Genomic DNA, 24,087 nt, shown 5'->3' with positions numbered 1-24,087 from the left:
GGCGGTGTTCCCCGGCCGGGGAACACCGCCACGCGGCGTCCTGCCCGGGCTCCGTACAAAGTGGAGCCTCTCATCCGGGTGATCCTTCCGCGGAGGCGTAATACGGAGCGCGCCGCGCCACTACACTTCTGCACAACACGCGTCAGGCCCACAGCGTCGTGCGTCTTCCGCGGCTAGCCCCCTCCACCGCCTGCGGCCGTCGGGACGGCCGTCCGCATCGCACATGTGAGGACTCACGTGAGCTCGAAACCCGTCGTACTCATCGCTGAAGAGCTGTCGCCCGCCACCGTCGACGCACTCGGTCCGGACTTCGAGATCCGGCACTGCAACGGAGCGGACCGCTCCGAGCTGCTGCCGGCCATCGCCGAGGTGGACGCGATCCTGATCCGTTCGGCCACCAAGGTCGACGCCGAGGCCATCGCCGCGGCGAAGAAGCTCAAGGTCGTCGCGCGAGCCGGCGTCGGCCTGGACAACGTCGACGTCTCCGCCGCCACCAAGGCCGGCGTGATGGTCGTCAACGCCCCCACCTCCAACATCGTGACCGCCGCCGAGCTGGCCTGCGGTCTCCTCCTCTCCACCGCCCGGAACATCCCGCAGGCCAACGCCGCGCTCAAGAACGGCGAGTGGAAGCGCAGCAAGTACACGGGCGTGGAGCTGGCCGAGAAGACGCTGGGCGTCGTCGGCCTGGGCCGCATCGGTGCCCTCGTCGCGCAGCGGATGTCCGCGTTCGGCATGAAGGTCGTCGCCTATGACCCCTATGTGCAGCCCGCGCGGGCCGCGCAGATGGGCGTCAAGGTGCTGTCGCTGGACGAGCTGCTGGAGGTCTCCGACTTCATCACCGTCCACCTGCCCAAGACCCCCGAGACCCTCGGCCTGATCGGTGACGAGGCGCTGCGCAAGGTCAAGCCGAGCGTCCGCATCGTCAACGCCGCGCGCGGCGGCATCGTGGACGAGGCGGCGCTGTACGCGGCCCTGAAGGAGGGCCGGGTCGCCGGCGCCGGCCTGGACGTGTACGCGAAGGAGCCGTGCACCGACTCCCCGCTGTTCGAGCTGGACCAGGTCGTCTGCACCCCGCACCTGGGCGCGTCGACCGACGAGGCGCAGGAGAAGGCCGGCATCGCCGTCGCCAAGTCCGTCCGGCTCGCCCTGGCCGGCGAGCTGGTGCCGGACGCGGTCAACGTCCAGGGCGGGGTCATCGCCGAGGACGTCAAGCCGGGCCTGCCGCTGGCCGAGCGCCTCGGCCGGATCTTCACCGCGCTGGCCGGCGAGGTCGCGGTCCGCCTCGACGTCGAGGTCTACGGCGAGATCACCCAGCACGACGTGAAGGTGCTGGAGCTGTCGGCGCTCAAGGGTGTCTTCGAGGACGTCGTCGACGAGACCGTGTCCTACGTCAACGCGCCGCTGTTCGCCCAGGAGCGCGGGGTCGAGGTGCGCCTGACCACCAGCTCGGAGTCGGCCGAACACCGCAACGTGGTGACCGTGCGCGGCACGCTGGGCACCGGCGAGGAGGTGTCGGTCTCCGGCACTCTGGCCGGCCCGAAGCACGTGCAGAAGATCGTCGCCGTCGGCGAGTACGACGTCGACCTCGCGCTCGCCGACCACATGGTGGTGCTGCGCTACGAGGACCGCCCGGGTGTCGTCGGCACCGTCGGCCGCATCCTCGGCGAGGCGGGCATCAATATCGGCGGCATGCAGGTCGCCCGCGCGGCGGTGGGCGGCGAGGCGCTGGCCGTGCTGACCGTCGACGACACGGTGGGCGCCGGCGTACTGGCCGAGGTCTCCGCGGAGATCGGGGCCACGTCGGCCCGCTCGGTCAACCTGGTCTGAGCGACGCGCACCACGCCGGTCGGGCTGACTTCCGTCAGCCCGACCGGCGTTTTTCTGCTTCCGCGCGCCTCGGTCCGGTCCGCTGCTTCCGCGCGCCGTCGGTCCGGCGCAGCGTCACCGCCGCCCCGACCGCCGCCAGCGCCAGCAGCACCGCCCCCGCGAGGGCCGCTCCCCGCATCCCGCCGGTGAACGCCTCCCGTGCCGTCGCCAGCAGGGCTTCCCCCGCCCCGCCCGGCAGCCGCGAGGCGTCGGCCAGCGCCCCGCCCAGGGTCTCGCGGGCCTGGGCCGAGGCGCCGGCCGGCATCGCGTGGCGGTAGAGGGCCGTGCCGACGGAGCCGAGGACCGCCATGCCGAGCGCGCCGCCGAACTCCGTGCCGGTCTCCAGCAGCGCGGAGGCGGTGCCCGCCCGCTCCACCGGCGCGCCGCTCATCGCGAGGTCGGCCAGCTGGGACATCACCATCACCACCCCGGAGGCCAGGACACCGGCCGCGGCCAGCACCAGCCACAGGGAGTCGGTGCCGGCGAGGGCGAGCAGGGCGTACCCGGCCGCGCCGATCGCGAAGCCGGCGGTGACGACGTACCCGCGGCGGACGCCCCGCTGGACGAGCCCGGCGGCGACCGGTCCGGCGATCCCGATGAGCACCGACGGCAGCAGGCTCCACAGGGCCGCCGCCAGCGGACTCTTGCCGAGGACCGACTGGAGGTACTGGGTGGTGAAGATCGCCGAGCCCATCATCCCGAACGCGCAGACCAGGGTCAGCAGCAGCGCCGGGGTGAAGCCGGGGCCGCGGAACAGGACCGGCGGGATCAGCGGGGCGGCGCCGGTGCGCTGTCGCCGGGCGAACAGGGCCGCGAAGAGCAGGCCGACGGCGAGCGCGGCGACGTACCGGGGGTGCCAGCCCTCGGAGGGGATCTCCTTCAGGCCGTAGACGAGGGGCAGCACGGCGGCCATCGACAGCGGGACACTCGGCCAGTCGAAGCGGCCGGGCGCCGGGTTCCTGGACTCGGGCAGCAGCACCGGGCCGAGGACGAGCAGCAGCGCCATCGCGGGCAGGTTGACCAGGAACACCGAGCCCCACCAGAAGTGCTCGACCAGGATGCCGCTCAGCACCGAGCCGAGGGCGATGCCGCCCGTCATCACGCCGGACCACAGCCCGATCGCCTTGGCGCGCTGGGCCGGGTCGGTGAACATCGTGCGTACCAGGGCCATCGTGGACGGCATCAGGGTCGCGCCGCCGAGGCCGAGTACCGCGCGGGCCGCGATCAGGGTTTCGGCGCTGTCGGCGTAGGCCGCGAGCAGCGAGGCGGCACCGAAGGCGGCGGCACCGCAGAGCAACAGCCGGCGGCTGCCGAGGCGGTCGCCGAGCGAGCCCATCGTCATCAGCAGTCCGGCCAGGACGAAGCCGTAGATGTCGAAGATCCACAGCTGCTGGGTGCCGGTCGGCCGCAGGTCGGCGCTGATCGCGGGGGTCGCGAAGTACAGCACCGAGACGTCCATCGAGACCAGCAGCAGCGGCAGCATCAGCACACCGAGCGCGGTCCACTCGCGGCGCCCGGCGCGGACGGGGGCGCCCGGGGCGCCGAGGGGGAGGGTGCTCGTCGGGTTCATGGCGAGGACTGTACGAGCGTCTTAAACATCTGTCTAGAACGCTTGTGTAAGTCGTTTGTCTGGGACGGTTGTATGAAAACGGCGTAGGGTGTCGGCATGGGACACCGTGAGGACCTGCTCAAAGGCGCCCAGCGCTGCCTGCTGCAGAAGGGCTTCCTGCGCACGACCGCGCGGGACATCGTCAAGGAGTCGGGCACCAACCTGGCGTCGATCGGCTACCACTACGGCTCGAAGGACGAGCTGCTGGTCCAGGCGTACATCACGCTGATCGAGGGCCTGGGCGAGCGCTTCGCCCCGCCGCCGGCCGGGGAGATGACCCAGCCCCCGGACTCCCTGGAACGCTTCCAGGAGGTGTGGGCCGCCGTCATTCGCACGGTTCCCGAGGCCCGGCCGATCTGGCTGCTCAGCTTCGAGCTGATGTTCCAGGACGAGCGGCTGGCCGAGGTGCGCAAGCTGCTGGCCGAGGCCCAGGAGGAGGGCCGGAGCGGGCTCGTCGCCCTGGTCGGCGGAATCCCGGAGGCCGACGTGGATCCGGAGCGCGCCGAGACCGAGGGCCGCCTCTACCAGACCCTGCTCAACGGCCTCATGGTCCAGTGGCTCTTCGACCCCGACACCGCGACCACCGCCGATCAGCTCACGGAGGGCCTGCGGCGGGTGATGGACGCGGCCCAAGGGCGCTGATCCGCCGGTTTGCGGGCGGCTGGCGGGCGCGTCAGGGTGAACCCATGGGGCGGACCCGCCGCGCGGAACGGCGTCCGGGATGCCCGTAGCGGACGCGGAGACGGCGGTGCTGATCGTGGGCGGCGGGCCGGTCGGGCTCACCGCGCGGGCCCTGCTGGCCCGATGGGGCGTTCCCGCCCTGCTGGTCGAAAGGCGCCGGGAGCTGTCGCCGTTTCCCCGCTCCCGGCTGGTCAACGTCCGCTCGATGGAGATCTTCCGCGGGCTGGGACTGGCCGGCCGGGTCGCCGCCCGCGCCTTCCCGCCGGAGTACGGCCGGGTCCGCTTCCGCGACACCCTGAGCGGCCCCGACTTCGCCACCGCCGCCATGGCCGGGGTCCGCGCGCCGGTGCCGGAGAGCCCCGTGACCGGTGTCGTCACCTCGCAGGACCGGCTGGAGCCCGTCCTGCTCGGCGCGGCGGACACCCCCGTGCGCTTCGGCACCGAGCTCGTCGGGCTCACCGAGGAACCGGATGGTGTCGTGGCGCTGCTCGACGGGCCCGGCCCCGGCGCCAGGTCCCGGATCCGGGCCCGTCACCTCCTCGCCGCCGACGGCGCGCACTCCACCGTCCGCCGGCTGCTGGGCATCGGCACGGAGGGGCCGGGGGAGCTGGGCGCCTTCACCACCGTCGTCTTCGACGCCGACCTCGGCCGCTGGTGCGCCCGGCAGCCCGCCGGGGTCTACTTCACCGCGCACGGATCGTTCCTGCCGCTGTACCCCGAGGGCGGCTGGGCCTGGTTCGGACCGACGCCGAAGGACGCGGACACCGCCGACTGGCCGGCCGTCGTCGCGCGCGCCCTCGGCCCCGGCGCCGGTGTCCGGCCCGACGTGCTGCGCGTCCAGCACTGGGTGATGACCGCGTTCGTCGCCGACCGCTTCCGCCGCGGCCGCGTCCTGCTGGCCGGCGACGCCGCCCACACGGTGCCGATCACCGGCGGACTCGGCATGAACGCGGGCCTCGCCGACGCGCACAACCTCTGCTGGAAACTGGCGGGAGTGCTCCAGGGGTGGGCCTCCCCGGCCCTGCTGGACAGCTACGAGGCGGAACGCCGGCCCGTCGCCCGTACGACCCTGAGTCAGGCGGTGTCCCACACGAGGCTGGCGGCCCGGGTGCTGGACCGGCGCCGGGAACGGCTCCGCACCGGCACGGCGACCCCGGCACCGGCCGAAGCCCCCTGGTCGGAGCGGTACTTCGCACAACTGGGCCTCGTACTCGGCGTCACCTACCGCTCGGGCGCCGTCCTCTCCGTGGGAGGTCGCGCCGACGACACCGGCCCGGACTACGTCCCCACCGCCGACCCCGGTCGTCGCATGCCCCACCTCTGGCTCGGTCCCGGCCGCTCCACGCTCGACGTCTGCGGCGAGTGGTTCACCCTGTTCACCGCGGACCCCGCCCACTGGCCACCGCCTCCCGGCCCCTGGCCCCTGCGCGTCGCGCCCCTGCCCGCCGGGCCCGCCGACGCCCTCGGCCTCGGCCCGCACGGAGCGCTGCTCGTCCGCCCCGACGGCCACATCGCCGCCCGCCCCGCCGGCGCGGACACCCTCCACCGCGCCCTCGCCGCGCTCACCGGCACGGCACCCACCGCGTGAGCCGGGCCAGGCTCACAGCCGCGCCCGTTTCAGCGCCATGTGCAGCAGCAGCCGGTCCTCGCCGTCGTCCAGGTCCAGGCCGGTGAGCTGCTCGACCCGGGACAGCCGGTAGTACAGGGTCTGGCGGTGGATGCCCAGCCCGGACGCCGTGCGCCCGGCCTGCCCCGCGCAGTCGAGGTACATCTCCGCCGTGCGGGCCAGTTCCGCGTGGGCGGGGGAGAGCAGCGCGCCGACCACCCGGTCCCGCGCGGTCTCCGGGGGCAGCGCGGTCAGCAGCCGGTACGCCCCGATCCGCGCCCACTCGGCGACCGGCCCGAGCCGCGGCTCGGCCAGCGCGGCGCGCGCCGCGTCGAAGGCCTGCTGCCACCCGGTGGCCAGCTCGGCGAGGCCCGCGCCGGGCTCCCCGATGCCGGCGGCGGGTCCGGCGGCCCGGGCGGCGAGCCCGGCCGGCCCGCCGGGCCGGGCCGCCACGGCCGCCGCCGTCCGCGCCCCGGCGCCGCGCGCCCGCGCCCCCCGGGACTCCTCGGCCTCCTTCAGCAGCCGGGTGGCCGCGGCCACCGCGGGGGCCGTCGTGTCCGCGGCGCGCAGCCGCACCAGGACCGCGAGGCTCAGCCCGGACGCGCCCCACGGCAGGGTGCACAGGGCCGTGGCGTGCGGGACCGTGCGCGGGGCGGGGACGTCGTCCGGGTCGGCCGACGGCCAGGGCGCGACGCACACCAGGGTGTGCGGGCCGTCGGCACGGGGACCGAGCGCGGTGCGCAGCTCGGCCACCGCCATGTCCCGCTGCCAGCCCCGGTCCGCGGTGAGCACCGCCCGCAGCTCCCGGCTCAGCCCCGCCCGGGCCTCCGCCTCGTCGGCGAGCAGCGCGCCGATCCGGTCCGCCACCCGCAGGGCGGCGGCCAGCTGGGCGTCGGTCGGCCCCGGGTCGCCGTCCAGCAGCCAGACGTAGCCGAGGACGACGCCCCGGTGACGGACGGGCAGACAGATCCGGCCGCGGTAGACACCGGCCTGAGGGCTGGGCGGGATGCGCACCGGCGCGCTCGCCCGGGTGATGCCGAACCCCTCGAACCAGGCCCGCACCGTCGCCGTGGAGCGCCGGGTCAGGATCGAGCGGGTGCGCACCGGGTCCAGCGCGGACGGGTCCAGCTCGTCCTCGCTGTCGTAGGCCCCGAAGGCGATCAGCTCGAAGTCACGGTTCTCCAGGGTCGCGGGCACGCCCAGCAACTCGGAGATCTCGTCCACCAGCTCCTGGTAGTCCGCCTTGAACGCCTTGAAATCCGCCGCCACCCGGGCATTCTCCCCCATTCCCCGGCCGTCTTCATACATCTGTCTGAGATCTCGGGCACGGATGCGTGACAGCTGTCGATGGCCCAGGATCGGAGAGATCCTTAGGTTTCACGGTGGTTCTCCGTGCCGTACCCGAATGGTCGGGTGCCGGCCCCTTTGATGCTTGTCTGTGGAGGTGCCCCGTGCTGGGTCCCGTGATTCTCGCCGCGTCGCGCAGCGACCGGATGCGACGCCTGATCTCGGCGGCCCCGGTGACCAAGCAGGTCGTCGACCGCTTCATACCCGGCGAGACCGTGGCCGACATCGTCCCGATCATCGAGGACCTGACGGCCAAGGGCCTGGAGCTGACGATGGACGTCGTCGGCGAGGACATCACCACCCCCGAGCAGGCCACCGCCGCCCGGGACGCCTACCTGGCGCTGATCGACCACCTCAAGGGCCTGGAGCTGGGCGAGAAGGTCGAGATGTCGGTCAAGCTCTCCATGTTCGGCCAGGCGCTGGAGGGCGGCCACGAGCTGGCCCTCGCCAACGTCCGCCCGGTCGTCGAGGCCGCCGCCGCCATCGGCACCACGGTCACCCTGGACGCCGAGGACCACACCACCCTCGACTCGATGTTCGCCATCCACGAGGAGCTGCGGAAGGACTTCCCGGGGACCGGCTGCGTCATCCAGGCCTACCTCTTCCGCACCGAGACCGACGCCCGCCGCCTGGCCGCCGCCGGCAGCCGGGTCCGCCTGGTCAAGGGCGCCTACAAGGAGCCCGCCGAGGTCGCCTACCAGCAGAAGCACGAGATCGACAAGGCCTACGTGCGCATCCTGCGGATCCTGATGGAGGGCGAGGGCTACCCGATGATCGGGTCCCACGACCCCCGCCTGATCGCCATCGCCCAGGAACTGGCCCACCAGGCCGGCCGTAAGCTCGACGAGTACGAGTTCCAGATGCTGTACGGCATCCGGGGCGACGAGCACCTGCGGCTGGCCGCCGAGGGCCACCGCATGCGCGTCTACACGGCCTACGGCACCGACTGGTACGGCTACTTCATGCGCCGTCTCGCGGAGAAGCCCGCCAACCTCCGGTTCTTCCTCCGCTCGATGGTCAGCAAGGGCTGAGCCCACCACCCGCTCACGTACAAGGAGTTACGGATCTCATGGACGCTGTGACCCAGGTCCCCACCCCCGTCAACGAGCCGGTGCACGGCTACGCCCCCGGCTCGCCCGAGCGCCTCCGGCTGGAGGCCAAGCTCAAGGAGCTGGCCGAGAACCCGATCGAGCTGCCGATGACCATCGGCGGCGAGAAGCGGCTCGGCGGCGGCGAGCCGTTCCAGGTGGTCCAGCCGCACAACCACAAGGCCGTCATCGGCACCGGCCGGCACGCCACGCAGCAGGACGCCAAGGACGCCATCGACGCGGCCCTGGCCGCCGCCCCGGCCTGGCGCGCGATGTCCTTCGACGACCGCGCCGCGATCATCCTGCGCGCCGCCGAGCTGCTGGCCGGCCCGTGGCGCGAGACCATCGCCGCGTCCACCATGCTGGGCCAGTCCAAGACCGCCCAGCAGGCCGAGATCGACAGCCCCTGTGAGCTGGTCGACTTCTGGCGCTTCAACGTCCACTACGCCCGGCAGATCCTCGCCGAGCAGCCCCCGGCGAACTCGCCGGGCGTGTGGAACCGCCTTGACCACCGCCCGCTGGAGGGCTTCGTCTACGCGATCACGCCGTTCAACTTCAGCGCCATCGCGGCCAACCTGCCCACCGCCCCCGCGCTGATGGGCAACGTGGTGGTCTGGAAGCCGTCCCCGACCCAGACCCACGCCGCCGTGCTGCTCATGCAGCTGCTGGAGGAGGCGGGCCTGCCCAAGGGCGTCATCAACCTCGTCACCGGCGACGGCATCGCGGTCTCCGAGGTCGCCCTGGAGCACCGGGACCTCGCGGGCATCCACTTCACCGGCTCGACCAAGACCTTCCAGTACCTGTGGAAGACGGTCGGCAACAACATCGAGAAGTACCGCTCCTACCCGCGGCTGGTCGGCGAGACCGGCGGCAAGGACTTCCTGGTCGCCCACCCGTCGGCCGACCGCGCGGTGCTGAAGACCGCCCTGACCCGCGGTGCCTTCGAGTACCAGGGCCAGAAGTGCAGCGCCACCTCCCGCGCCTACATCCCGGCCTCCATCTGGAACTCGGGCTTCAAGGAGGAGTTCGCGGCCGAGGTCGACTACCTGACCATGGGCGACGTCACCGACCTGTCGAACTTCATGGGCGCCGTCATCGACGACCGCTCGTTCGCCAAGAACAAGGCCGCCATCGACCGCGCCAAGGCCGACCCCGCCTGCACGATCGTCGCGGGCGGCTCCTACGACGACTCGGTGGGCTACTTCGTCCGCCCGACCGTCATCGAGTGCACCGACCCGGAGAACGAGGTCTTCACCACCGAGTACTTCGGCCCGATCCTCGCGGTGTACGTCTACGAGGACGACAAGTACGACGAGATGCTGACCCAGATGGAGTCGGTGTCGGACTACGCCCTCACCGGCTCGGTCATCGCGAACGACCGCGCGGCGGCGGCGTACACGATGGAGAAGCTCCGCTTCGCCGCGGGCAACTTCTACATCAACGACAAGTCGACCGGCGCCGTCGTCGGCCAGCAGCCCTTCGGCGGCGGCCGCGCCTCCGGCACCAACGACAAGGCCGGCGCCCCCCAGAACCTCCTGCGCTGGACCCTGACCCGCGCCATCAAGGAGACCCTGGTCCCGCCGACCGACTACGGCTACCCGCACATGGGCTGACCGCGCCCGCGATCCCGGCCCGGGAGACCCGCTCACCGCAGCGGGCCTTCCGGGCCGTCGCCGTGTCCGGGGGCGATACTGCCGTCATGACCCTGCTGCGGACCGCCCACACCGCCGACCTCGATCCCGCCGAACTCCGGGAAGCGCGTGAGCTGTTGGTGCATGCCTTCGACGGGGACTTCTCCGAGGAGGACTGGGAGCACGGACTCGGCGGGCTGCACGTGCTGATCCGGGACGACCGCGGTCTCGCCGCGTGCGCGGCCCTCGTGATGCGCCGGGTGCGGCACCGGGGGCGGTGGCTGCGCACCGGATACGTGGAGGGCGTCGCCGTACGGGCCGACGCGCGGCGCACCGGGCTCGGCGGCCGGATGATGGCCGAGCTGGAACGGGTGATCGACCGGGCCTACGACCTCGGGGCGCTGTCGGCGAGCGACCAGGGCGCCCTGCTGTACGCCTCCCGGGGCTGGCAGCGCTGGCCCGGACAGGTGCACGCCCTCTCCCCGGAGGGCATCGTGCGGCTGCCCGACGAGGAGGGCGACATCTTCGTGTGGCCCGGGCTCGCCGGCCCGCTCGATGAGACCGGGGAACTGGTCTTCGACTGGCGGGACGGCGACGTGGTCTGACGGCGCGCCGGACGGCAGACGAAAGCGCAGCTCAGGGCGACCGTCGTCTCAGATAGTAGGAAGTCCGAGTAATTTGCGGACAGGTGCGGGCCGCTCCGCTTACCGTGAAAGCAGCCGAACGTCTCGCTCCATCCAGCGAATGGCGGTCGTGAGCGGGCCCGCGCAGGCAACCCCTGTGGCCCATGCTCCCCGCCCCTTCCGGCGTCTTGCACCCCCCCACTGCCGTGCTCCACGTATGCCGAAGGAGTCGATTGCCATGGCCGAGACGACCGTCCGCCGCCGAGTCCGCCACGCGTCCCGTACGAGCGAGTCCGACCGCAAGAACGCCGCCGCCGCCCTCCAGCGCGCCCTCGACCGCCGGGACAACGGCGGCCAGACCGGCCACTGACCCCTCGGCCGGGCGGGCGTCCGCCACCCGCCCGGCTGTCCGTATGGCGGACATGGTGTGTCATCACCTGGGACGAGGAGTAGGGTGCCGACATGTCTCGCAGCATCAATCTCGCAGTGATTCCCGGTGACGGCATCGGCCAGGAAGTCGTGGCCGAAGGCCTCAAGGTCCTCTCCGCCGTCCTGCCGCAGGATGTGAAGCTGGAGACCAAGGAGTACGACTTCGGCGCCAAGCGGTACCACGCCACCGGTGAGACCCTCACCGATGCCGACCTGGAGCAGCTCAAGGGCCACGACGCCATCCTGCTCGGCGCGATCGGCGACCCGTCCGTGCCGTCCGGCGTCCTGGAGCGCGGCTTCCTGCTGAAGCTCCGCTTCGCCTTCGACCACCACGTCAACCTGCGCCCGTCCAAGCTGCTCCCCGGCGTCGCCACCCCGCTGGCCGGCCAGCCGGAGATCGACTTCGTCGTGGTCCGCGAGGGCACCGAGGGCCCGTACACGGGCAACGGCGGCACCATCCGCAAGGGCACCGCCCACGAGGTCGCCACCGAGGTGTCCGTCAACACGGCCTACGGCGTCGAGCGCGTCGTCCGCGACGCCTTCGAGCGCGCCCAGGCCCGCCCGCGCAAGAAGCTCACGCTGGTCCACAAGAACAACGTGCTGACCTTCGCCGGGCACCTGTGGACGAACATCTTCAACACGGTGGCCGAGGAGTACCCCGAGGTCACCACCGACTACATCCACGTCGACGCGGCGACGATCTACCTCGTCACCGACCCCGGCCGCTTCGACGTCATCGTCACCGACAACCTCTTCGGTGACATCATCACCGACCTCGCGGCGGCCGTCTCCGGCGGCATCGGCGTGGCCGCCTCCGGCAACATCAACCCCAGCCGCGAGTTCCCGTCCATGTTCGAGCCGGTCCACGGCTCGGCCCCGGACATCGCCGGCCAGGGCAAGGCCGACCCCACCGCCACCGTCCTGTCCGTCGCCCTGCTGCTGCGCCACCTGGGCTACGAGTCGGAGGCCGACCGCATCGACGCCGCGGTGACCGCCGACCTGACCGAGCGCGCCGGCAAGCCGGCCCGCTCCACCTCCGGGATCGGCGACGCGCTCGCCGTACGCGTAGCCGGCTGACCCGCCGCGCTACACCCAAGCCGCCGGGTCGCGAACCGCACCCGGCGGCTTCTGTCATGTCCCGCCGGGTGTCACCATCAACCCCTGGGCCGCCTCACCCCGATTCCTTCCGCCGCCGTCCCCGCGCGATAATCGAACGCGGGCCGCGTCATGAGGGAATGCTCGGACGTCCAAGCACCGACGACCGGGAGTGCAGGCGTGAGCGCGGCCCGTCACTACAACCGGTGAAGGACAACCACTGATGACGACGCCCACGATCGAGCTCAAGCCGTCCGCCAGCCCGCTCGCCGCCGCAGAGCGCGAGGCGATCCTGGCCGACCCCGGCTTCGGCCGCCACTTCACCGACCACATGGTGACGATCAAGTGGACCGAGGGCCGCGGCTGGCACGACGCCCAGCTCGTTCCGTACGGCCCGATCTCCCTGGACCCCTCCACGCACGTCCTGCACTACGGCCAGGAGATCTTCGAGGGGCTGAAGGCCTACCGCCAGCCGGACGGCTCGGTCGCGCTGTTCCGCCCCGAGGCCAACGCCCGCCGGTTCCGTAACTCCGCCCGCCGCATGGCCATGGCCGAGCTGCCCGAGGAGCTGTTCATCGCCGCGCTGGACGCGCTGCTCACCCAGGACGCCGACTGGGTCCCCGCGCACGGCGGCGAGGCCTCCCTCTACCTGCGGCCGTTCATGTTCGCCACGGAGGCCGCGCTCGGTGTGCACCCGGCCAACGAGTACCTGTTCATGCTGATCGCCTCCCCGTCCGGCGCCTACTTCGCCGGCGGCGTGAAGCCGGTCACCATCTGGGTCGCCGAGGACCACGTCCGCGCCGTCCCGGGCGGCACCGGCGACGCCAAGACCGGCGGCAACTACGCCGCGTCCCTGCTGCCCCAGGCCGAGGCCGCCGCGCACGGCTGCGACCAGGTCGTCTACCTCGACGCGGTCACCCGCACCAAGGTCGAGGAGTCCGGCAGCATGAACGTCGCCTTCGTCTACGGCGACCGGATCGTCACCCCCTCGCTGACCGGCTCCATCCTGGAGGGCATCACCCGCGACTCGCTCCTCCAGGTCGCCCGCGACCTCGGCTACACCGCCGAGGAGGGCACGATCACCCTCCAGCAGTGGCGCGAGGACGCGGCGTCCGGCGCGCTGACCGAGGTCTTCGCCTGCGGCACCGCCGCGGTGGTCACGCCCATCGGCCACGTCAAGACCAAGACCGACGCGTGGTCCCACGGCGACGGCTCGACCGGCCCGGTGACCATGCGGCTGCGCGAGGCGCTGCTCGGCATCCAGCGCGGTCTCACGGAGGACAAGCACGGGTGGATGCACAAGGTCGGTTAAGCGCCCGGTCCGACGTGCCGATCGAGGGGCGTCGGGTGACCGCGGGATCGTGGGGATCGCGCGGCCGCCCGGCGCCCCTTCGCGTGTCCGTCACCGCGTTAGAGCGACGTTCAATGTGATATGAGGCAAGGCCGCCGTTCAGTGCTTCGGTTTCACGGATTCTCTGTTTAGAGTGATGCTCTAATCTGTGGAACGACGTGGAGGACAAGGAGGTGCCGCGTCGTGAGACTGACCCCCACCGAACGTGACCGGCTGCTGATCTTCGGTGCCGCGGAGCTGGCCCGCGCCCGCCGGGCCCGCGGCCTGCGGCTGAACGTGCCGGAGGCCACCGCGCTGATCGCGGACACCGTGTGCGAGGCGGCCCGGGACGGCAGGCGGCTCGCCGAGGCCGTCGAGGCCGCCCGCTCGGTGCTCGGCCCCGAGGACGTGCTGCCGGGCGTCGCCGATGTCGTCACCGAGGTGATGGTCGAGGCCGTCTTCGACGACGGCTCCCGGCTCGCGGTCGTCTCCGACCCCATCGGCGGCGGGTCCGGCGAGGACGCCCCGGGCGCGCTGCTGCCCGGCCCCGAGCACGCCGACCCCGAGCCCGCCGTCCGGCTGCGCGTCACCAACACCGCCGGCGTGCCGGTCTCCGTCACCTCCCACTTCCACTTCTTCGAGGCCAACCCGCGCCTCCGCTTCGACCGCCGCGCCGCCTACGGCATGCGGCTCGCCGTCCCCGCGGGCTCCTCGGTCCGCTTCGGGCCCGGCGAGAGCGAGGAGGTCGCCCTCGTGCCGATCGGCGGCGACCGGATCGCGATCGGCTTCGCCGGCCTGGTGGACGGCCCGCTGGACGCGCCCGGCGCGAAGGAAGAGGCCCTGCGCAGGGCCGCCGCCTGTGGCTACCTGGGAGCGACCCCGGAAGGAGACGAGGAGCGATGAGCCGCTCGAAGGGACGAGAGGTGAGCCGGTCGATCCACATCGACCCGCACGCCTACGCGGCCACCCACGGTCCGCGCGCCGGCGACCGCGTCCGCCTCGGCGACTCCGGGCTGACCATCCGGGTCGAGTCCGACGCCCAGAAGTACGGCGACGAGTTCCTCGCCGGGTTCGGCAAGACCGCCCGCGACGGACTGCACCTGAAGGCCGCCGCCGTCCGCGACACCTGCGACGTCGTGATCAGCAACGTCGTGGTGATCGACGCGGTGCAGGGCATCCGCAAGGTGTCCATCGGCATCCGCGAGGGACGCATCGCGGCCATCGGACGGGCCGGCAACCCGGACACCCTGGACGGCGTGGACGTCGTCGTCGGCACCGGCACCACCATCGTCTCCGGCGAGGGTCTGATCGCCACCGCCGGCGCCGTCGACACCCATGTGCACCTGCTGTCTCCGCGCATCATGGAGGCGTCCCTCGCCTCCGGCGTCACCACGATCATCGGGCAGGAGTTCGGCCCCGTCTGGGGCGTCGGCGTCAACTCGCCCTGGGCGCTGCGCCACGCCTTCAACGCCTTCGACGCCTGGCCGGTCAACATCGGCTTCCTGGGCCGGGGTTCGTCCTCCCACCCGGCACCGCTCATCGAGGCGCTGGCCGAGGGCGGGGCGAGCGGCTTCAAGGTGCACGAGGACATGGGCGCCCACACCCGCGCCCTGGACACCGCGCTGCGGGTCGCCGAGGAGCACGACGTCCAGGTGGCCCTGCACAGCGACGGCCTGAACGAGTGCCTGTCGGTCGAGGACACCCTGAAGGTGCTGGAGGGCCGCACGATCCACGCCTTCCACATCGAGGGCTGCGGCGGCGGACACGTGCCGAACGTGCTGAAGATGGCCGGCGTCCCGAACGTCATCGGCTCCTCCACCAACCCCACCCTGCCGTTCGGCCGGGACGCGGTCGCCGAGCACTACGGCATGATCGTCTCCGTCCACGACCTCAAGCCCGACCTGCCCGGCGACGCCGCCATGGCCCGCGACCGGATCCGGGCCGGCACCATGGGCGCCGAGGACGTGCTGCACGACCTGGGCGCGATCGGCATCACCTCCTCCGACGCCCAGGGCATGGGCCGGGCCGGGGAGACGGTCCGCCGCACCTTCGCCATGGCCGGCAAGATGAAGGCCGAGCTGGGCCCGCTGGAGGGCGACGGCGAGGGCGACGACAACGCCCGCGTGCTGCGCTACATGGCCAAGCTGACCATCAACCCGGCCATCGCGCACGGCCTCTCCCACGAGGTCGGCTCCCTGGAGACCGGCAAGCTCGCCGACATCGTGCTGTGGCGCCCGGAGTACTTCGGCGCCAAACCGCAGCTCGTCCTGAAGGCCGGCTTCCCGGCGTACGGCGTGGTCGGCGACCCCAACGCGGCCACCGACACCTGCGAACCCCTCGTCCTCGGACCGCAGTTCGGGGCGTACGGCGCCACGGCCGCCGACCTCTCCGTGGCGTTCGTCGCCCGGGCCGCCGTCGACCAGGGAGGCGACACGCTGCCCACCCGCCGGCGCCGGGTCGCCGTGCGCGGCACCCGCGGCATCGGCCCCGCCGACCTGCGGCTGAACGCCCGTACCGGCGCGGTGGACGTCGACCAGCGCACCGGCCTGGTCACCCTCGACGGCGAGCCGCTGCGCTCGGAACCGGCCGACTCCGTCTCCCTCAACCGTCTCTACTTCCTCTAAGGACCCCCTCGCATGAGCACCCCCGCCGCCGACGGCTTCCGCATGCCCGCCGAGTGGGCCCCGCACGAGCGCACCTGGATGGCGTGGCCGGGCCCCAACCCCACCTTCGACGACCCGGCCGACCTGGCCGCCGCCCGCACCGCCTGGGCGTCCGTCGCCCGCGCGATCCGCCGCTTCGAACCGGTGACGGTCGTCTGCGGCCCCGGCCAGTCGGCCGAGGCCCGGCAACTGCTCGGCCCCGGCATCGACACCGTCGAGCGCGAGCTGGACGACGCCTGGATGCGGGACATCGGCCCCACCTTCCTCACCGACGGCAAGGGCGGCCTGGCCGCCGTCGACTGGACCTTCAACGGCTGGGGCGCCCAGCACTGGGCCCGCTGGGAGCACGACTCAAAGATCGGCGCGTACGTCGCCGGGCTCACGGACGCCAAGACGTACGCCTCGAAGCTGGTCAACGAGGGCGGCGCGATCCACGTCGACGGCGAGGGCACCGTCCTGCTCACCGAGACCGTGCAGCTCGGCCCCGAGCGCAACCCGCACTGGTCCAGGGCGGAGGTGGAGGCGGAGATCCACGCCCACCTCGGCACCGAGAAGGCGATCTGGCTGCCGCGCGGCCTGACCGGCGACTACCCCCCGCACGGCTTCGGCACCCTCGGCCACGTCGACATCGTCGCCGCCTTCGCCCGCCCCGGCGTGGTCGTCGCCCACCACCAGCCCGACCCCGCCCACCCCGACCACGAGGTCACCAAGGAGGTCATCGGCCTGCTGCGGTCGGCGACCGACGCCCGGGGCCGCGCCCTGGAGGTGGTCGAGGTGCCCGCGCCGACCGTCCTGGAGGCCGACGGCCACTGGGCCGACTACTCCTACATCAACCACTACATCTGCAACGGCGGCCTGGTCCTGTGCGGGTTCGAGGACCCGCGCGACGAGATCGCCGCCGGGATCTTCCGCCGCCTGTTCCCCGAGCGCACGGTGACCCTGGTGGACGCCCGTACGATCTTCTCCGGTGGCGGTGGCATCCACTGCATCACCCAGCAGCAGCCGAAGGTCTGACCCCCACAGGAGCAGGAGCAGCAGATGGCCGGTGCGGGCCGGGCGCGACGGAACGCGCCGCCGCGCGAGGAGGTCCTCGCCGCCGCCATGGGCATGATCGCCGAGCGCGGTCTGGAGAAGCTCACCATGGCGGGGCTCGGCCGTGAGGTCGGGATGAGCAGCGGCCACCTGCTGTACTACTTCCGCTCCAAGGACGAGCTGCTGCTCCAGACCCTGGAGTGGAGCGAGGGCCGGCTCGGCGCGGAGCGGGCCCGGCTGCTCACCGGTCCCGGGGCCGCGCGGGAGCGGCTGGAGGCGTACGTCGACCTGTACGTCCCCGAGGGGCACCGGGACCCGCACTGGACGCTCTGGCTGGAGGTCTGGAACCGCTCGCAGAACGCCGACGAGGACGCGCGGGCCCGGCAGGCCGCGATCGAGGGCGCCTGGCACCGGGACCTGGTCGCGCTGATCGCGGAGGGGGTGTCGCGGGGGGAGTTCCGGGGGGTGGACGCGGACCGCTTCGCCACGAGGACGCGTGCGCTGCTCGACGGGTTCTCGATCCATGTGGCCATCGGGTTGCGGGGGACCGATCGCTCGCAGGTGCTTCGGCATGTGCGGGAGTTCTTCGAGGACGCGTTGCTCGTCGTGTAGCCGCGGCGCCGTCGTGGCTGGTCGCGCAGTTCCCCGCGCCCCTTCGGAGCGCGGCAGAGGAATCGTCGGCTCTGCCGCGGGGCATGTACCGGCCCATGGGACGTCAACACTGGAAGAAGATCTGGGTCGGCTCGGCGGGGAACATGGTCGAGTGGTTCGACTGGTTCGTGTACGCGAGCTTCGCCACGTATTTCGCCGGCGCGTTCTTCCCGAGCGGCAATCCCACCGCGCAGTTGATGAACACCGCCGGCATCTTCGCCGTCGGCTTCTTCATGCGCCCGGTGGGCGGCTGGCTGCTGGGCCGGGTCGGCGACCGCAAGGGCCGCAAGGCGGCCCTCACCCTGACCGTCACCCTGATGTCGGCCTCGGCGGTCCTCATCGCGGTGGCCCCCACCTACTCCGTCGCCGGCTACGGCGGCGCGCTCGTCCTGCTCGTCGCCCGCCTGCTCCAGGGCCTGTCCGTGGGCGGCGAGTACGCGGCCAGCGCCACCTATCTCACCGAGGCGTCCGACCCGGCCCGGCGCGGCTTCGCCTCCAGCTTCCAGTACGTGTCGATGACGGCCGGCCAGATCGTGGGCCTCGGCCTCCAGATCATCCTGCAGCGCACCATGTCCGACGACGCCCTGCACAGCTACGGCTGGCGCATCCCGTTCGTCGTGGGCGCGCTCGGCGCCGCCGTCATCTTCTACCTGCGCCGCTCCATGCTGGAGACCGAGGTGTACGCGGAGGACACCTCGCACAGCGCCGAGCGCGGCACCCTGCGCGCCCTGTGGCGGCACAAGCGGGAGGCGTTCCTGGTCATCGCCCTCACCATGGGCGGCACGGTGGCCTACTACACGTACACCACCTACCTGACCAAGTACCTGTCCAACTCGGCGGGCCTGTCCAAGCAGACGGCGACCCTGGTCTCCTTCACCGCGCTGATCGTCTTCGCCTGCCTCCAGCCGCTCGCCGGCGCCCTGTCCGACCGCATCGGCCGCCGCCCGCTGCTGATCACCTTCGCCGTCGGCTCCACCTTCCTGACCGTGCCGATCATGACGCTGCTCAGGCACGCGGGCGGCTACTGGCCCGCCCTCGGCCTCGCCCTGCTCGCGCTGGTCGTGGTCACCGGCTACACCTCGATCAACGCCTGCGTGAAGGCCGAGCTGTTCCCCACCGGCATCCGCGCGCTCGGCGTGGCCCTGCCGTACGCCATCGCCAACGCCCTCTTCGGCGGCACCGCCGAGTACGTCGCCCTGTGGTTCAAGAAGGGCGGCATGGAGTCCGGCTTCTACTGGTACGTGGCCGCCTGCGCCGCCGTCTCCCTCGTGGTGTACGTCACCATGCGCGAGACGAAGGACCTAGACCTGGCCCGGGTGAAGGCCGGCGAGGGAACCGGCGCGGGCGACGGGGAGTCCAGCCTGACGACCGCATCCTGAGACGGTGGGCGAGCCGGGGGCGGGGCTGTGCCAGACTGCCCCCGTGCTCTCGTTCGCCATGATTATTGGCAGCAGGCGCGCCGGTCCGCAGTGACCACCTCGTACGACCAGGTGCGGGTGGCCATCGTCGTTCCCGACCCGCGCGCAGACCTCTCGCACCCGCGAGGGGTTTTTTCGTTTTCCGGCCCACCTTCAGCCGGGAACGGAGCGCGCGGGAGGATTGGGGGGATGGTGGAGCCGGTCATTCCGGTAAGACCGAAGATCCATAACAGGAGCCTTGAGACCATGACCGAGACGGCAACCAGCGAGCTCGACGACTCGTTCCACGTCTTCGACACCACGCTGCGCGACGGAGCGCAGCGCGAGGGAATCAACCTCACCGTCGCGGACAAGCTCGCGATCGCCCGGCACCTGGACGACTTCGGCGTGGGCTTCATCGAGGGCGGCTGGCCCGGCGCGAACCCCCGGGACACCGAGTTCTTCGCCCGCGCCCGCCAGGAGGTCGTCTTCCGCCACGCCCAGCTGGTCGCCTTCGGCGCCACCCGCCGCGCCGGCACCACGGCCGCCGAGGACCCGCAGGTCAAGGCGCTGCTGGAGTCCGGCGCCCCGGTGATCACGCTGGTCGCCAAGGCGCACGACCGGCACGTGGAGCTGGCGCTGCGCACCACCCTGGACGAGAACCTGGAGATGGTCCGGGACACCGTCTCGTACCTGAAGGGCCAGGGCCGCCGGGTCTTCGTGGACTGCGAGCACTTCTTCGACGGCTACCGCGCCAATCCCGACTACGCCAAGGCCGTCGTCCGCACCGCCGCCGGGGCCGGCGCCGACGTCGTCGTCCTGTGCGACACCAACGGCGGCATGCTGCCCGCCCAGGTGCACGCGGTCGTCTCCACCGTCCTCGCCGACACCGGCGCCCGGCTCGGCATCCACGCCCAGGACGACACCGGCTGCGCGGTCGCCAACACGCTGGCCGCCGTGGACGCGGGCGCCACCCATGTGCAGTGCACGGCCAACGGCTACGGCGAGCGCGTCGGCAACGCCAACCTGTTCCCGGTGGTCGCGGCCCTGGAACTGAAGTACGGCAAGAAGGTGCTCCCCGAGGGCCGGCTGCGCGAGACGACCCGCATCTCCCACGCCATCGCCGAGGTCGTCAACCTCACCCCGTCCACGCACCAGCCGTACGTGGGCGTGTCGGCGTTCGCGCACAAGGCCGGGCTGCACGCCTCCGCCATCAAGGTCGACCCCGACCTGTACCAGCACATCGACCCCGAGCTGGTCGGCAACACCATGCGCATGCTGGTCTCCGACATGGCGGGCCGCGCCTCCGTCGAGCTCAAGGGCAGGGAGCTCGGAATCGACCTGGGCGGCGACCGGGAGCTGGTCGGGCGCGTGGTCGAGCGCGTGAAGGAACGCGAACTCAAGGGCTACACCTACGAGGCCGCCGACGCGTCCTTCGAACTCCTGCTGCGCGCCGAGGTCCAGGGCAAGCCGCTGAAGTACTTCGACGTGGAGTCCTGGCGCGCCATCGTGGAGGACCGCCCCGACGGCACCCACGCCAACGAGGCCACCGTCAAGCTGTGGGCCAAGAGCGAGCGGATCGTCGCCACCGCCGAGGGCAACGGCCCGGTCAACGCCCTGGACCGGGCCCTGAGGGTGGCGCTGGAGCGGATCTACCCGCAGCTGGCCAAGCTGGAGCTGGTCGACTACAAGGTCCGCATCCTGGAGGGCAAGCACGGCACCTCCTCCACCACCCGCGTGCTGATCTCCACCTCCGACGGATCCGGCGAGTGGGCCACGGTCGGCGTCGCGGAGAACGTCATCGCCGCGTCCTGGCAGGCCCTGGAGGACGCCTACACCTACGGTCTGCTGCGCGCGGGCGTGGACCCGGCCCAGTAGCTCCGACGGGCGCTCACGGCGCCCGCCAGATGTTGTCGAACGCCACGTTCTCGATGCGGCGGCGTTCGCGCACGGCCTGCAGTTCGGTCACCGCGTCGCCGACCGCGACCAGCACGGTGACGACCGCCTCGTCCTCGGGTGCCTCCCGGGCCGGGCGGTCGGCGCCGATGCCGAGGGGGGCCGCGAGCCCGGTGAGTACCGGATCGCGGGACTCCCAGCGGTCGGTGGCGTGGCGCCGGGCGCCGGTGTCGGCCGGCGCCGCGGCCTCCCCGCTCCGCCGGGGCAGCCAGCGGTGGCGCCGCTCCCCGGTGAGCTGCCCCGCCGCCTCCAGCTCGTCGTGGTAGGCCACGGCCAGCCCCTCGCCGCGCCGCCACAGCCAGTCCGCGACCGTCTCGTACGGCTCCTCGCGCCGGAGCCGCGTCCCGGCCTCGTCCAGCATCCGGTCACCGGTGGTCAGCAGCGGCCCCGGCACGACGCGCTCGCCGTCCAGGGTGAGCGCCCGCGCGCCGAGCAGGTCGATCAGCTCGGCCCCGGCCAGCGCCAGCGACAGATCGCCCTGCTCCACGGGATACTCACCGGGGACGTCCAGGCTGACGAGGAAAAGATCCTGCGGTGTGGTCATGCCCTCCACCTTGGTCCGCCCCCGCCCGATCCGCAGCACGGCACACCGGCACGGCCCGCCGCGAGTCCCGGTTGCGGCGTACCGTCCACGCGGTCAGCACGAGTCCGAGGCCAGCTCCTCGAATTCCCGTCCGCTCATCACCCGCCCGTCGGCCCACACCTGCCCCGGCCTCAGCCGCCCCACCTGTTCGGTGGTGAACTCGACCGTCCCGTTCTGGGAGTCGCCGCCGCTGTACTGCCCGAACCTCAGGAGGTAGAGGTGCCGGGGCAGCAGCCGCCGCGGGCCCCGGTGCCGGGCGTCCCAGCCGGCGGGCGGGGCGAAGAGGGGGAAGTCGGCGTCGCCGCGCAGCCCCTCCTTCTCCACGTCCCAGCCCGTGGTGACGGGCCCGTCCTCGCCACCGAGCGGCCGCCCGTCCAGGTACGGGTTCTGGTAGCCGTCGTCGCCGCACGGACGGAACACCGCGTACGGCGTCCCGTCCGGCGCGGCCCGCACCCCCGCGAGCGGCAGGTCGAGGGCCGAACAGCCGCTCAGCAGCAGCACCCCGGCGACGATCCCGGCCGCCACGGCCCCCGTGTGTCGCATGTCCCGCCTAACGCAGTGCCCACTTCTGGTTGGCGGCCCCGGTGCACGACCAGATCTGGGCCCGGGCCCCGTTCGCCGACGAGTTGTCGGTGACGTCCAGGCACTTGTCGGCCGCCGTGTTCACCACATCACCGGTGGCCGCGTCGTACGACCACCGTTGGGCATCGGTTCCGTTGCAGTCGTACAACTGGACCTTGGCGCCGTCCGCCGTCGCACCCGAGGTCACGTCCAGGCACTTGCCGAGCGCCCGGACCGACCCGTCGGCCTGGACGGTCCACTGCTGGGCGGCGCTGCCGTTGCAGTCGTAGAGCTGCACCGCCGTACCGTTGGCGGTCGAACCGCCCGCCACGTCCAGGCACTTGCCGGCCAGTCCCACGAAGGCCCCGGTCCGCGCGCCGCCCCCGGACTGGGTCCCGGACCAGGTGAAGGTGGCCGAGGTCTTCCCCGGCAGCGAGTAAGTGGCGTGCTGGGAGCCCCAGTTGACGGTGACCGTCCGCGCCGAGGCGGAGTCGTTGTACGCGATCAGCGCCTTGCTCCCGTCCGGGTTGCGCCAGGCCACGTTCGGCACGGCGGTGGACGCGGTGGAGGCGATCCGCTGGGCGCCGGGGCGGACGAACTTGGTCAGGTGGCCCATGTCGTAGTACTCGACGGTGTAGTCCACGGTGCCGCTCGCGCCGTCCCCGTGGTGCACGGTGACCAGCCCGGTGCAGGTGCCGCACCCGCCGTTGTGCGGACCCATGTCCTGGTCGACGGCCAGCGACCACTTGGTCACCGACTTCGCCCAGTTGCGCGTGTAGTTGATGATGTCGGACATGTCCTCGCGCTGCTGGTTCGCGATCCAGGTGCCGCCGGAGTGCTCGGTGCCGAAGGCGTCCAGCGCCGGGTACTGGTTGTGCACGGCCGTCTGCTTGGCGACGTCACCGCCGTAGCCGTGCCAGGCGATCCCGCCGAAGTTGGGGTGGCTGCGCACGGCCGGGTCGTCCACGGTCTGCGCGGCGTAGGAGTCGTACACGTCCCAGTTCCAGTCGTGCGCCAGCACCTTGGTGCCCAGCCCCGCCGCCTGGAGCTTGGGCAGCAGCTCGTTCTTCGTGAAGTAGGCGAGCCCGCTCGCGTTCCAGCTCATCGACGGATAGCCGGAACAGCAGGTGGGCTCGTTCTGCGCGGTGACGTAGGAGACGTCGATCCCCTGGTCCTTGTACGCCTGGAGGTACTTCACGAAGTACGAGGCGTACGCGCCGTAGTCCTCGGCCTTCAGCCAGCCGCCGTTGAGGGAGCCGCTGTCCTTCATCCAGGCCGGTGCCGTCCACGGCGAGGCCATCACGGTCAGGGACGGGTTCAGCTGGAGCGCCTGCTTCGTCAGCGGTACGACGTCCGCCAGGTCGTGCGCTATGGAGAACTTCGCCAGCGACGGGTCGCTCTGCCCGGCGGGCACGTCGTCGTAGGTGTAGCCGTAGCGGGCCAGGTCGGAGGCGCCCATCGGGTTGCGCAGGAACGACAGCCCGATGCCGTCCGCCGGCGAGAACAGCTTGCGCATGGCCGCGTCCCGGGCCGCCGGCGTCAGCGCCCCGCTGCTGTTCATCAGCCAGGCGGCGGTGTCCGTGAAGGACGCCCCGCCGCCGGTGAAGGTCTGGTAGCGGGTGTTCTCGTCCACGGTGATGTTCTCGCCGCTCCCGCCCGTGCCGGACTGGAAGGCGAACGGGGTCTGCGGCTGCAGGCCGCGTACGACGTGCCGGCCGGCGGCGTCGTCGGTGGTGGTGAGCCAGGCGGTGACCTGCTCACCGGCCGCGTGCGCGGGGACGGCGGCCACGCCGTACCCGGCGGCGGAGAGCAGTCCGGCCAGCAGCAGCCGGACCGCGCGGGGGGTTCTCCTCATGTGCGTCGCCCTTTCTGCGGTGTGGGGAGGGCTGACGGGTCGTCTTGACGGGCGTGTGAGGCCCTAGTTAACTCACGGCGTGAG

The 24,087-nt window shown here is 72.3% G+C and carries 20 protein-coding genes; 15 read left to right on the top strand and 5 right to left on the bottom strand.

Features of this window, described 5'->3' with window-relative positions:
* The first annotated feature begins 237 nt into the window (after nucleotides 1-237).
* Nucleotides 238-1,827: a phosphoglycerate dehydrogenase gene (serA, locus tag AB0E62_RS18150; protein ID WP_362194030.1), complete on the top strand. Its 1,590-nt coding sequence runs from the start codon at nucleotides 238-240 to the stop codon at nucleotides 1,825-1,827.
* A gap of 34 nt (nucleotides 1,828-1,861) precedes the next feature.
* On the opposite strand, the gene AB0E62_RS18145 is transcribed toward serA, so the two are convergent.
* Nucleotides 1,862-3,436 carry an MFS transporter gene (locus tag AB0E62_RS18145; protein WP_362194027.1) on the bottom strand — a complete coding sequence of 525 codons (1,575 nt, stop codon included), beginning with the start codon at nucleotides 3,434-3,436 and terminating at the stop codon, nucleotides 1,862-1,864.
* A gap of 96 nt (nucleotides 3,437-3,532) precedes the next feature.
* Here AB0E62_RS18145 and AB0E62_RS18140 point away from each other — a divergent pair, with 96 nt between their 5' ends.
* Entirely contained in the window at nucleotides 3,533-4,117 is a 585-nt protein-coding gene (locus AB0E62_RS18140; protein ID WP_362194024.1) for a TetR/AcrR family transcriptional regulator, read from the top strand.
* Between the two features lie 79 nt (nucleotides 4,118-4,196).
* A complete protein-coding gene (locus AB0E62_RS18135) occupies nucleotides 4,197-5,744 on the top strand; it encodes an FAD-dependent monooxygenase (protein ID WP_362194021.1) in 1,548 nt (515 codons plus the stop codon).
* A 12-nt stretch (nucleotides 5,745-5,756) separates the two neighbouring features.
* Here AB0E62_RS18135 and AB0E62_RS18130 read toward each other — a convergent pair whose 3' ends face one another.
* Entirely contained in the window at nucleotides 5,757-7,049 is a 1,293-nt protein-coding gene (locus AB0E62_RS18130; RefSeq protein WP_362194018.1) for a helix-turn-helix domain-containing protein, read from the bottom strand.
* A gap of 164 nt (nucleotides 7,050-7,213) precedes the next feature.
* Here AB0E62_RS18130 and AB0E62_RS18125 point away from each other — a divergent pair, with 164 nt between their 5' ends.
* From AB0E62_RS18125 to cimA, 12 genes are all read left to right on the top strand, one after another.
* A complete protein-coding gene (locus AB0E62_RS18125; protein WP_362194015.1) occupies nucleotides 7,214-8,140 on the top strand; it encodes a proline dehydrogenase family protein in 927 nt (308 codons plus the stop codon).
* A gap of 38 nt (nucleotides 8,141-8,178) precedes the next feature.
* Nucleotides 8,179-9,810, top strand: a complete 1,632-nt coding sequence (pruA, locus tag AB0E62_RS18120; protein ID WP_362194012.1) for an L-glutamate gamma-semialdehyde dehydrogenase — start codon at nucleotides 8,179-8,181, stop codon at nucleotides 9,808-9,810.
* 86 nt (nucleotides 9,811-9,896) lie between these two features.
* Complete coding sequence (locus AB0E62_RS18115) at nucleotides 9,897-10,433, top strand: GNAT family N-acetyltransferase (RefSeq protein ID WP_362194009.1); 537 nt, start codon at nucleotides 9,897-9,899, stop codon at nucleotides 10,431-10,433.
* 256 nt (nucleotides 10,434-10,689) lie between these two features.
* Nucleotides 10,690-10,821, top strand: a complete 132-nt coding sequence (locus AB0E62_RS18110) for a hypothetical protein (RefSeq protein ID WP_107058449.1) — start codon at nucleotides 10,690-10,692, stop codon at nucleotides 10,819-10,821.
* A gap of 92 nt (nucleotides 10,822-10,913) precedes the next feature.
* Entirely contained in the window at nucleotides 10,914-11,957 is a 1,044-nt protein-coding gene (locus tag AB0E62_RS18105; RefSeq protein WP_362194006.1) for a 3-isopropylmalate dehydrogenase, read from the top strand.
* 241 nt (nucleotides 11,958-12,198) lie between these two features.
* Nucleotides 12,199-13,287 (top strand): branched-chain amino acid aminotransferase, encoded by a 1,089-nt coding sequence (locus AB0E62_RS18100; RefSeq protein ID WP_362194003.1) that lies wholly within the window; start codon nucleotides 12,199-12,201, stop codon nucleotides 13,285-13,287.
* Nucleotides 13,288-13,509: 222 nt separating this feature from the next.
* Entirely contained in the window at nucleotides 13,510-14,208 is a 699-nt protein-coding gene (gene ureA / locus AB0E62_RS18095; RefSeq protein ID WP_362194000.1) for an urease subunit gamma, read from the top strand.
* Complete coding sequence (locus AB0E62_RS18090) at nucleotides 14,205-15,929, top strand: urease subunit alpha (protein ID WP_362193997.1); 1,725 nt, start codon at nucleotides 14,205-14,207, stop codon at nucleotides 15,927-15,929. Before ureA ends, AB0E62_RS18090 begins: the two co-directional genes overlap by 4 nt.
* Before the next feature lie 12 nt (nucleotides 15,930-15,941).
* Complete coding sequence (locus tag AB0E62_RS18085; RefSeq protein ID WP_362193994.1) at nucleotides 15,942-16,982, top strand: agmatine deiminase family protein; 1,041 nt, start codon at nucleotides 15,942-15,944, stop codon at nucleotides 16,980-16,982.
* A gap of 24 nt (nucleotides 16,983-17,006) precedes the next feature.
* Nucleotides 17,007-17,612 (top strand): TetR/AcrR family transcriptional regulator, encoded by a 606-nt coding sequence (locus AB0E62_RS18080; RefSeq protein ID WP_362193991.1) that lies wholly within the window; start codon nucleotides 17,007-17,009, stop codon nucleotides 17,610-17,612.
* A 95-nt stretch (nucleotides 17,613-17,707) separates the two neighbouring features.
* Nucleotides 17,708-19,030 carry an MFS transporter gene (locus AB0E62_RS18075; RefSeq protein WP_362193988.1) on the top strand — a complete coding sequence of 441 codons (1,323 nt, stop codon included), beginning with the start codon at nucleotides 17,708-17,710 and terminating at the stop codon, nucleotides 19,028-19,030.
* 285 nt (nucleotides 19,031-19,315) lie between these two features.
* Entirely contained in the window at nucleotides 19,316-20,926 is a 1,611-nt protein-coding gene (cimA, locus tag AB0E62_RS18070) for a citramalate synthase (protein WP_362193986.1), read from the top strand.
* Between the two features lie 13 nt (nucleotides 20,927-20,939).
* Here the strand turns inward: cimA and AB0E62_RS18065 are convergent, their stop codons facing one another.
* From AB0E62_RS18065 to AB0E62_RS18055, 3 genes are all read right to left on the bottom strand, one after another.
* Nucleotides 20,940-21,548 (bottom strand): GPP34 family phosphoprotein, encoded by a 609-nt coding sequence (locus AB0E62_RS18065; RefSeq protein ID WP_362193983.1) that lies wholly within the window; start codon nucleotides 21,546-21,548, stop codon nucleotides 20,940-20,942.
* Nucleotides 21,549-21,641: 93 nt separating this feature from the next.
* On the bottom strand, nucleotides 21,642-22,130 hold the full coding sequence (locus AB0E62_RS18060; protein WP_362193981.1) for a hypothetical protein: 489 nt from the start codon (nucleotides 22,128-22,130) through the stop codon (nucleotides 21,642-21,644).
* A gap of 7 nt (nucleotides 22,131-22,137) precedes the next feature.
* Nucleotides 22,138-24,003, bottom strand: coding sequence for a lectin (locus AB0E62_RS18055; protein WP_362193978.1), 1,866 nt, complete (start codon nucleotides 24,001-24,003; stop codon nucleotides 22,138-22,140).
* Nucleotides 24,004-24,087: the final 84 nt, after the last annotated feature.

Origin of the sequence: Streptomyces sp. NPDC038707 (genome assembly GCF_040636485.1) — a bacterium.
In the GTDB taxonomy this organism is placed as follows: Bacteria; Actinomycetota; Actinomycetes; order Streptomycetales; family Streptomycetaceae; genus Streptomyces.
The sequence above is the reverse complement of the archived record's forward strand: the minus strand, read 5'-3'. Positions and strand labels throughout refer to the sequence as shown.

Bases quoted from the DNA above. Each gene is read 5' to 3' on its own strand.
- AB0E62_RS18145 (WP_362194027.1), bottom strand. From the start codon at position 3,436: ATGAACCCGACGAGCACCCTCCCCCTCGGCGCCCCGGGCGCCCCCGTC.
- AB0E62_RS18140 (WP_362194024.1), top strand. From the start codon at position 3,533: ATGGGACACCGTGAGGACCTGCTCAAAGGCGCCCAGCGCTGCCTGCTG.
- AB0E62_RS18135 (WP_362194021.1), top strand. From the start codon at position 4,197: ATGCCCGTAGCGGACGCGGAGACGGCGGTGCTGATCGTGGGCGGCGGG.
- AB0E62_RS18130 (WP_362194018.1), bottom strand. From the start codon at position 7,049: ATGGGGGAGAATGCCCGGGTGGCGGCGGATTTCAAGGCGTTCAAGGCG.
- pruA (WP_362194012.1), top strand. From the start codon at position 8,179: ATGGACGCTGTGACCCAGGTCCCCACCCCCGTCAACGAGCCGGTGCAC.
- AB0E62_RS18115 (WP_362194009.1), top strand. From the start codon at position 9,897: ATGACCCTGCTGCGGACCGCCCACACCGCCGACCTCGATCCCGCCGAA.
- AB0E62_RS18110 (WP_107058449.1), top strand. From the start codon at position 10,690: ATGGCCGAGACGACCGTCCGCCGCCGAGTCCGCCACGCGTCCCGTACG.
- AB0E62_RS18105 (WP_362194006.1), top strand. From the start codon at position 10,914: ATGTCTCGCAGCATCAATCTCGCAGTGATTCCCGGTGACGGCATCGGC.
- AB0E62_RS18100 (WP_362194003.1), top strand. From the start codon at position 12,199: ATGACGACGCCCACGATCGAGCTCAAGCCGTCCGCCAGCCCGCTCGCC.
- AB0E62_RS18090 (WP_362193997.1), top strand. From the start codon at position 14,205: ATGAGCCGCTCGAAGGGACGAGAGGTGAGCCGGTCGATCCACATCGAC.
- AB0E62_RS18085 (WP_362193994.1), top strand. From the start codon at position 15,942: ATGAGCACCCCCGCCGCCGACGGCTTCCGCATGCCCGCCGAGTGGGCC.
- AB0E62_RS18080 (WP_362193991.1), top strand. From the start codon at position 17,007: ATGGCCGGTGCGGGCCGGGCGCGACGGAACGCGCCGCCGCGCGAGGAG.
- AB0E62_RS18075 (WP_362193988.1), top strand. From the start codon at position 17,708: ATGGGACGTCAACACTGGAAGAAGATCTGGGTCGGCTCGGCGGGGAAC.
- cimA (WP_362193986.1), top strand. From the start codon at position 19,316: ATGACCGAGACGGCAACCAGCGAGCTCGACGACTCGTTCCACGTCTTC.
- AB0E62_RS18065 (WP_362193983.1), bottom strand. From the start codon at position 21,548: ATGACCACACCGCAGGATCTTTTCCTCGTCAGCCTGGACGTCCCCGGT.
- AB0E62_RS18060 (WP_362193981.1), bottom strand. From the start codon at position 22,130: ATGCGACACACGGGGGCCGTGGCGGCCGGGATCGTCGCCGGGGTGCTG.
- AB0E62_RS18055 (WP_362193978.1), bottom strand. From the start codon at position 24,003: ATGAGGAGAACCCCCCGCGCGGTCCGGCTGCTGCTGGCCGGACTGCTC.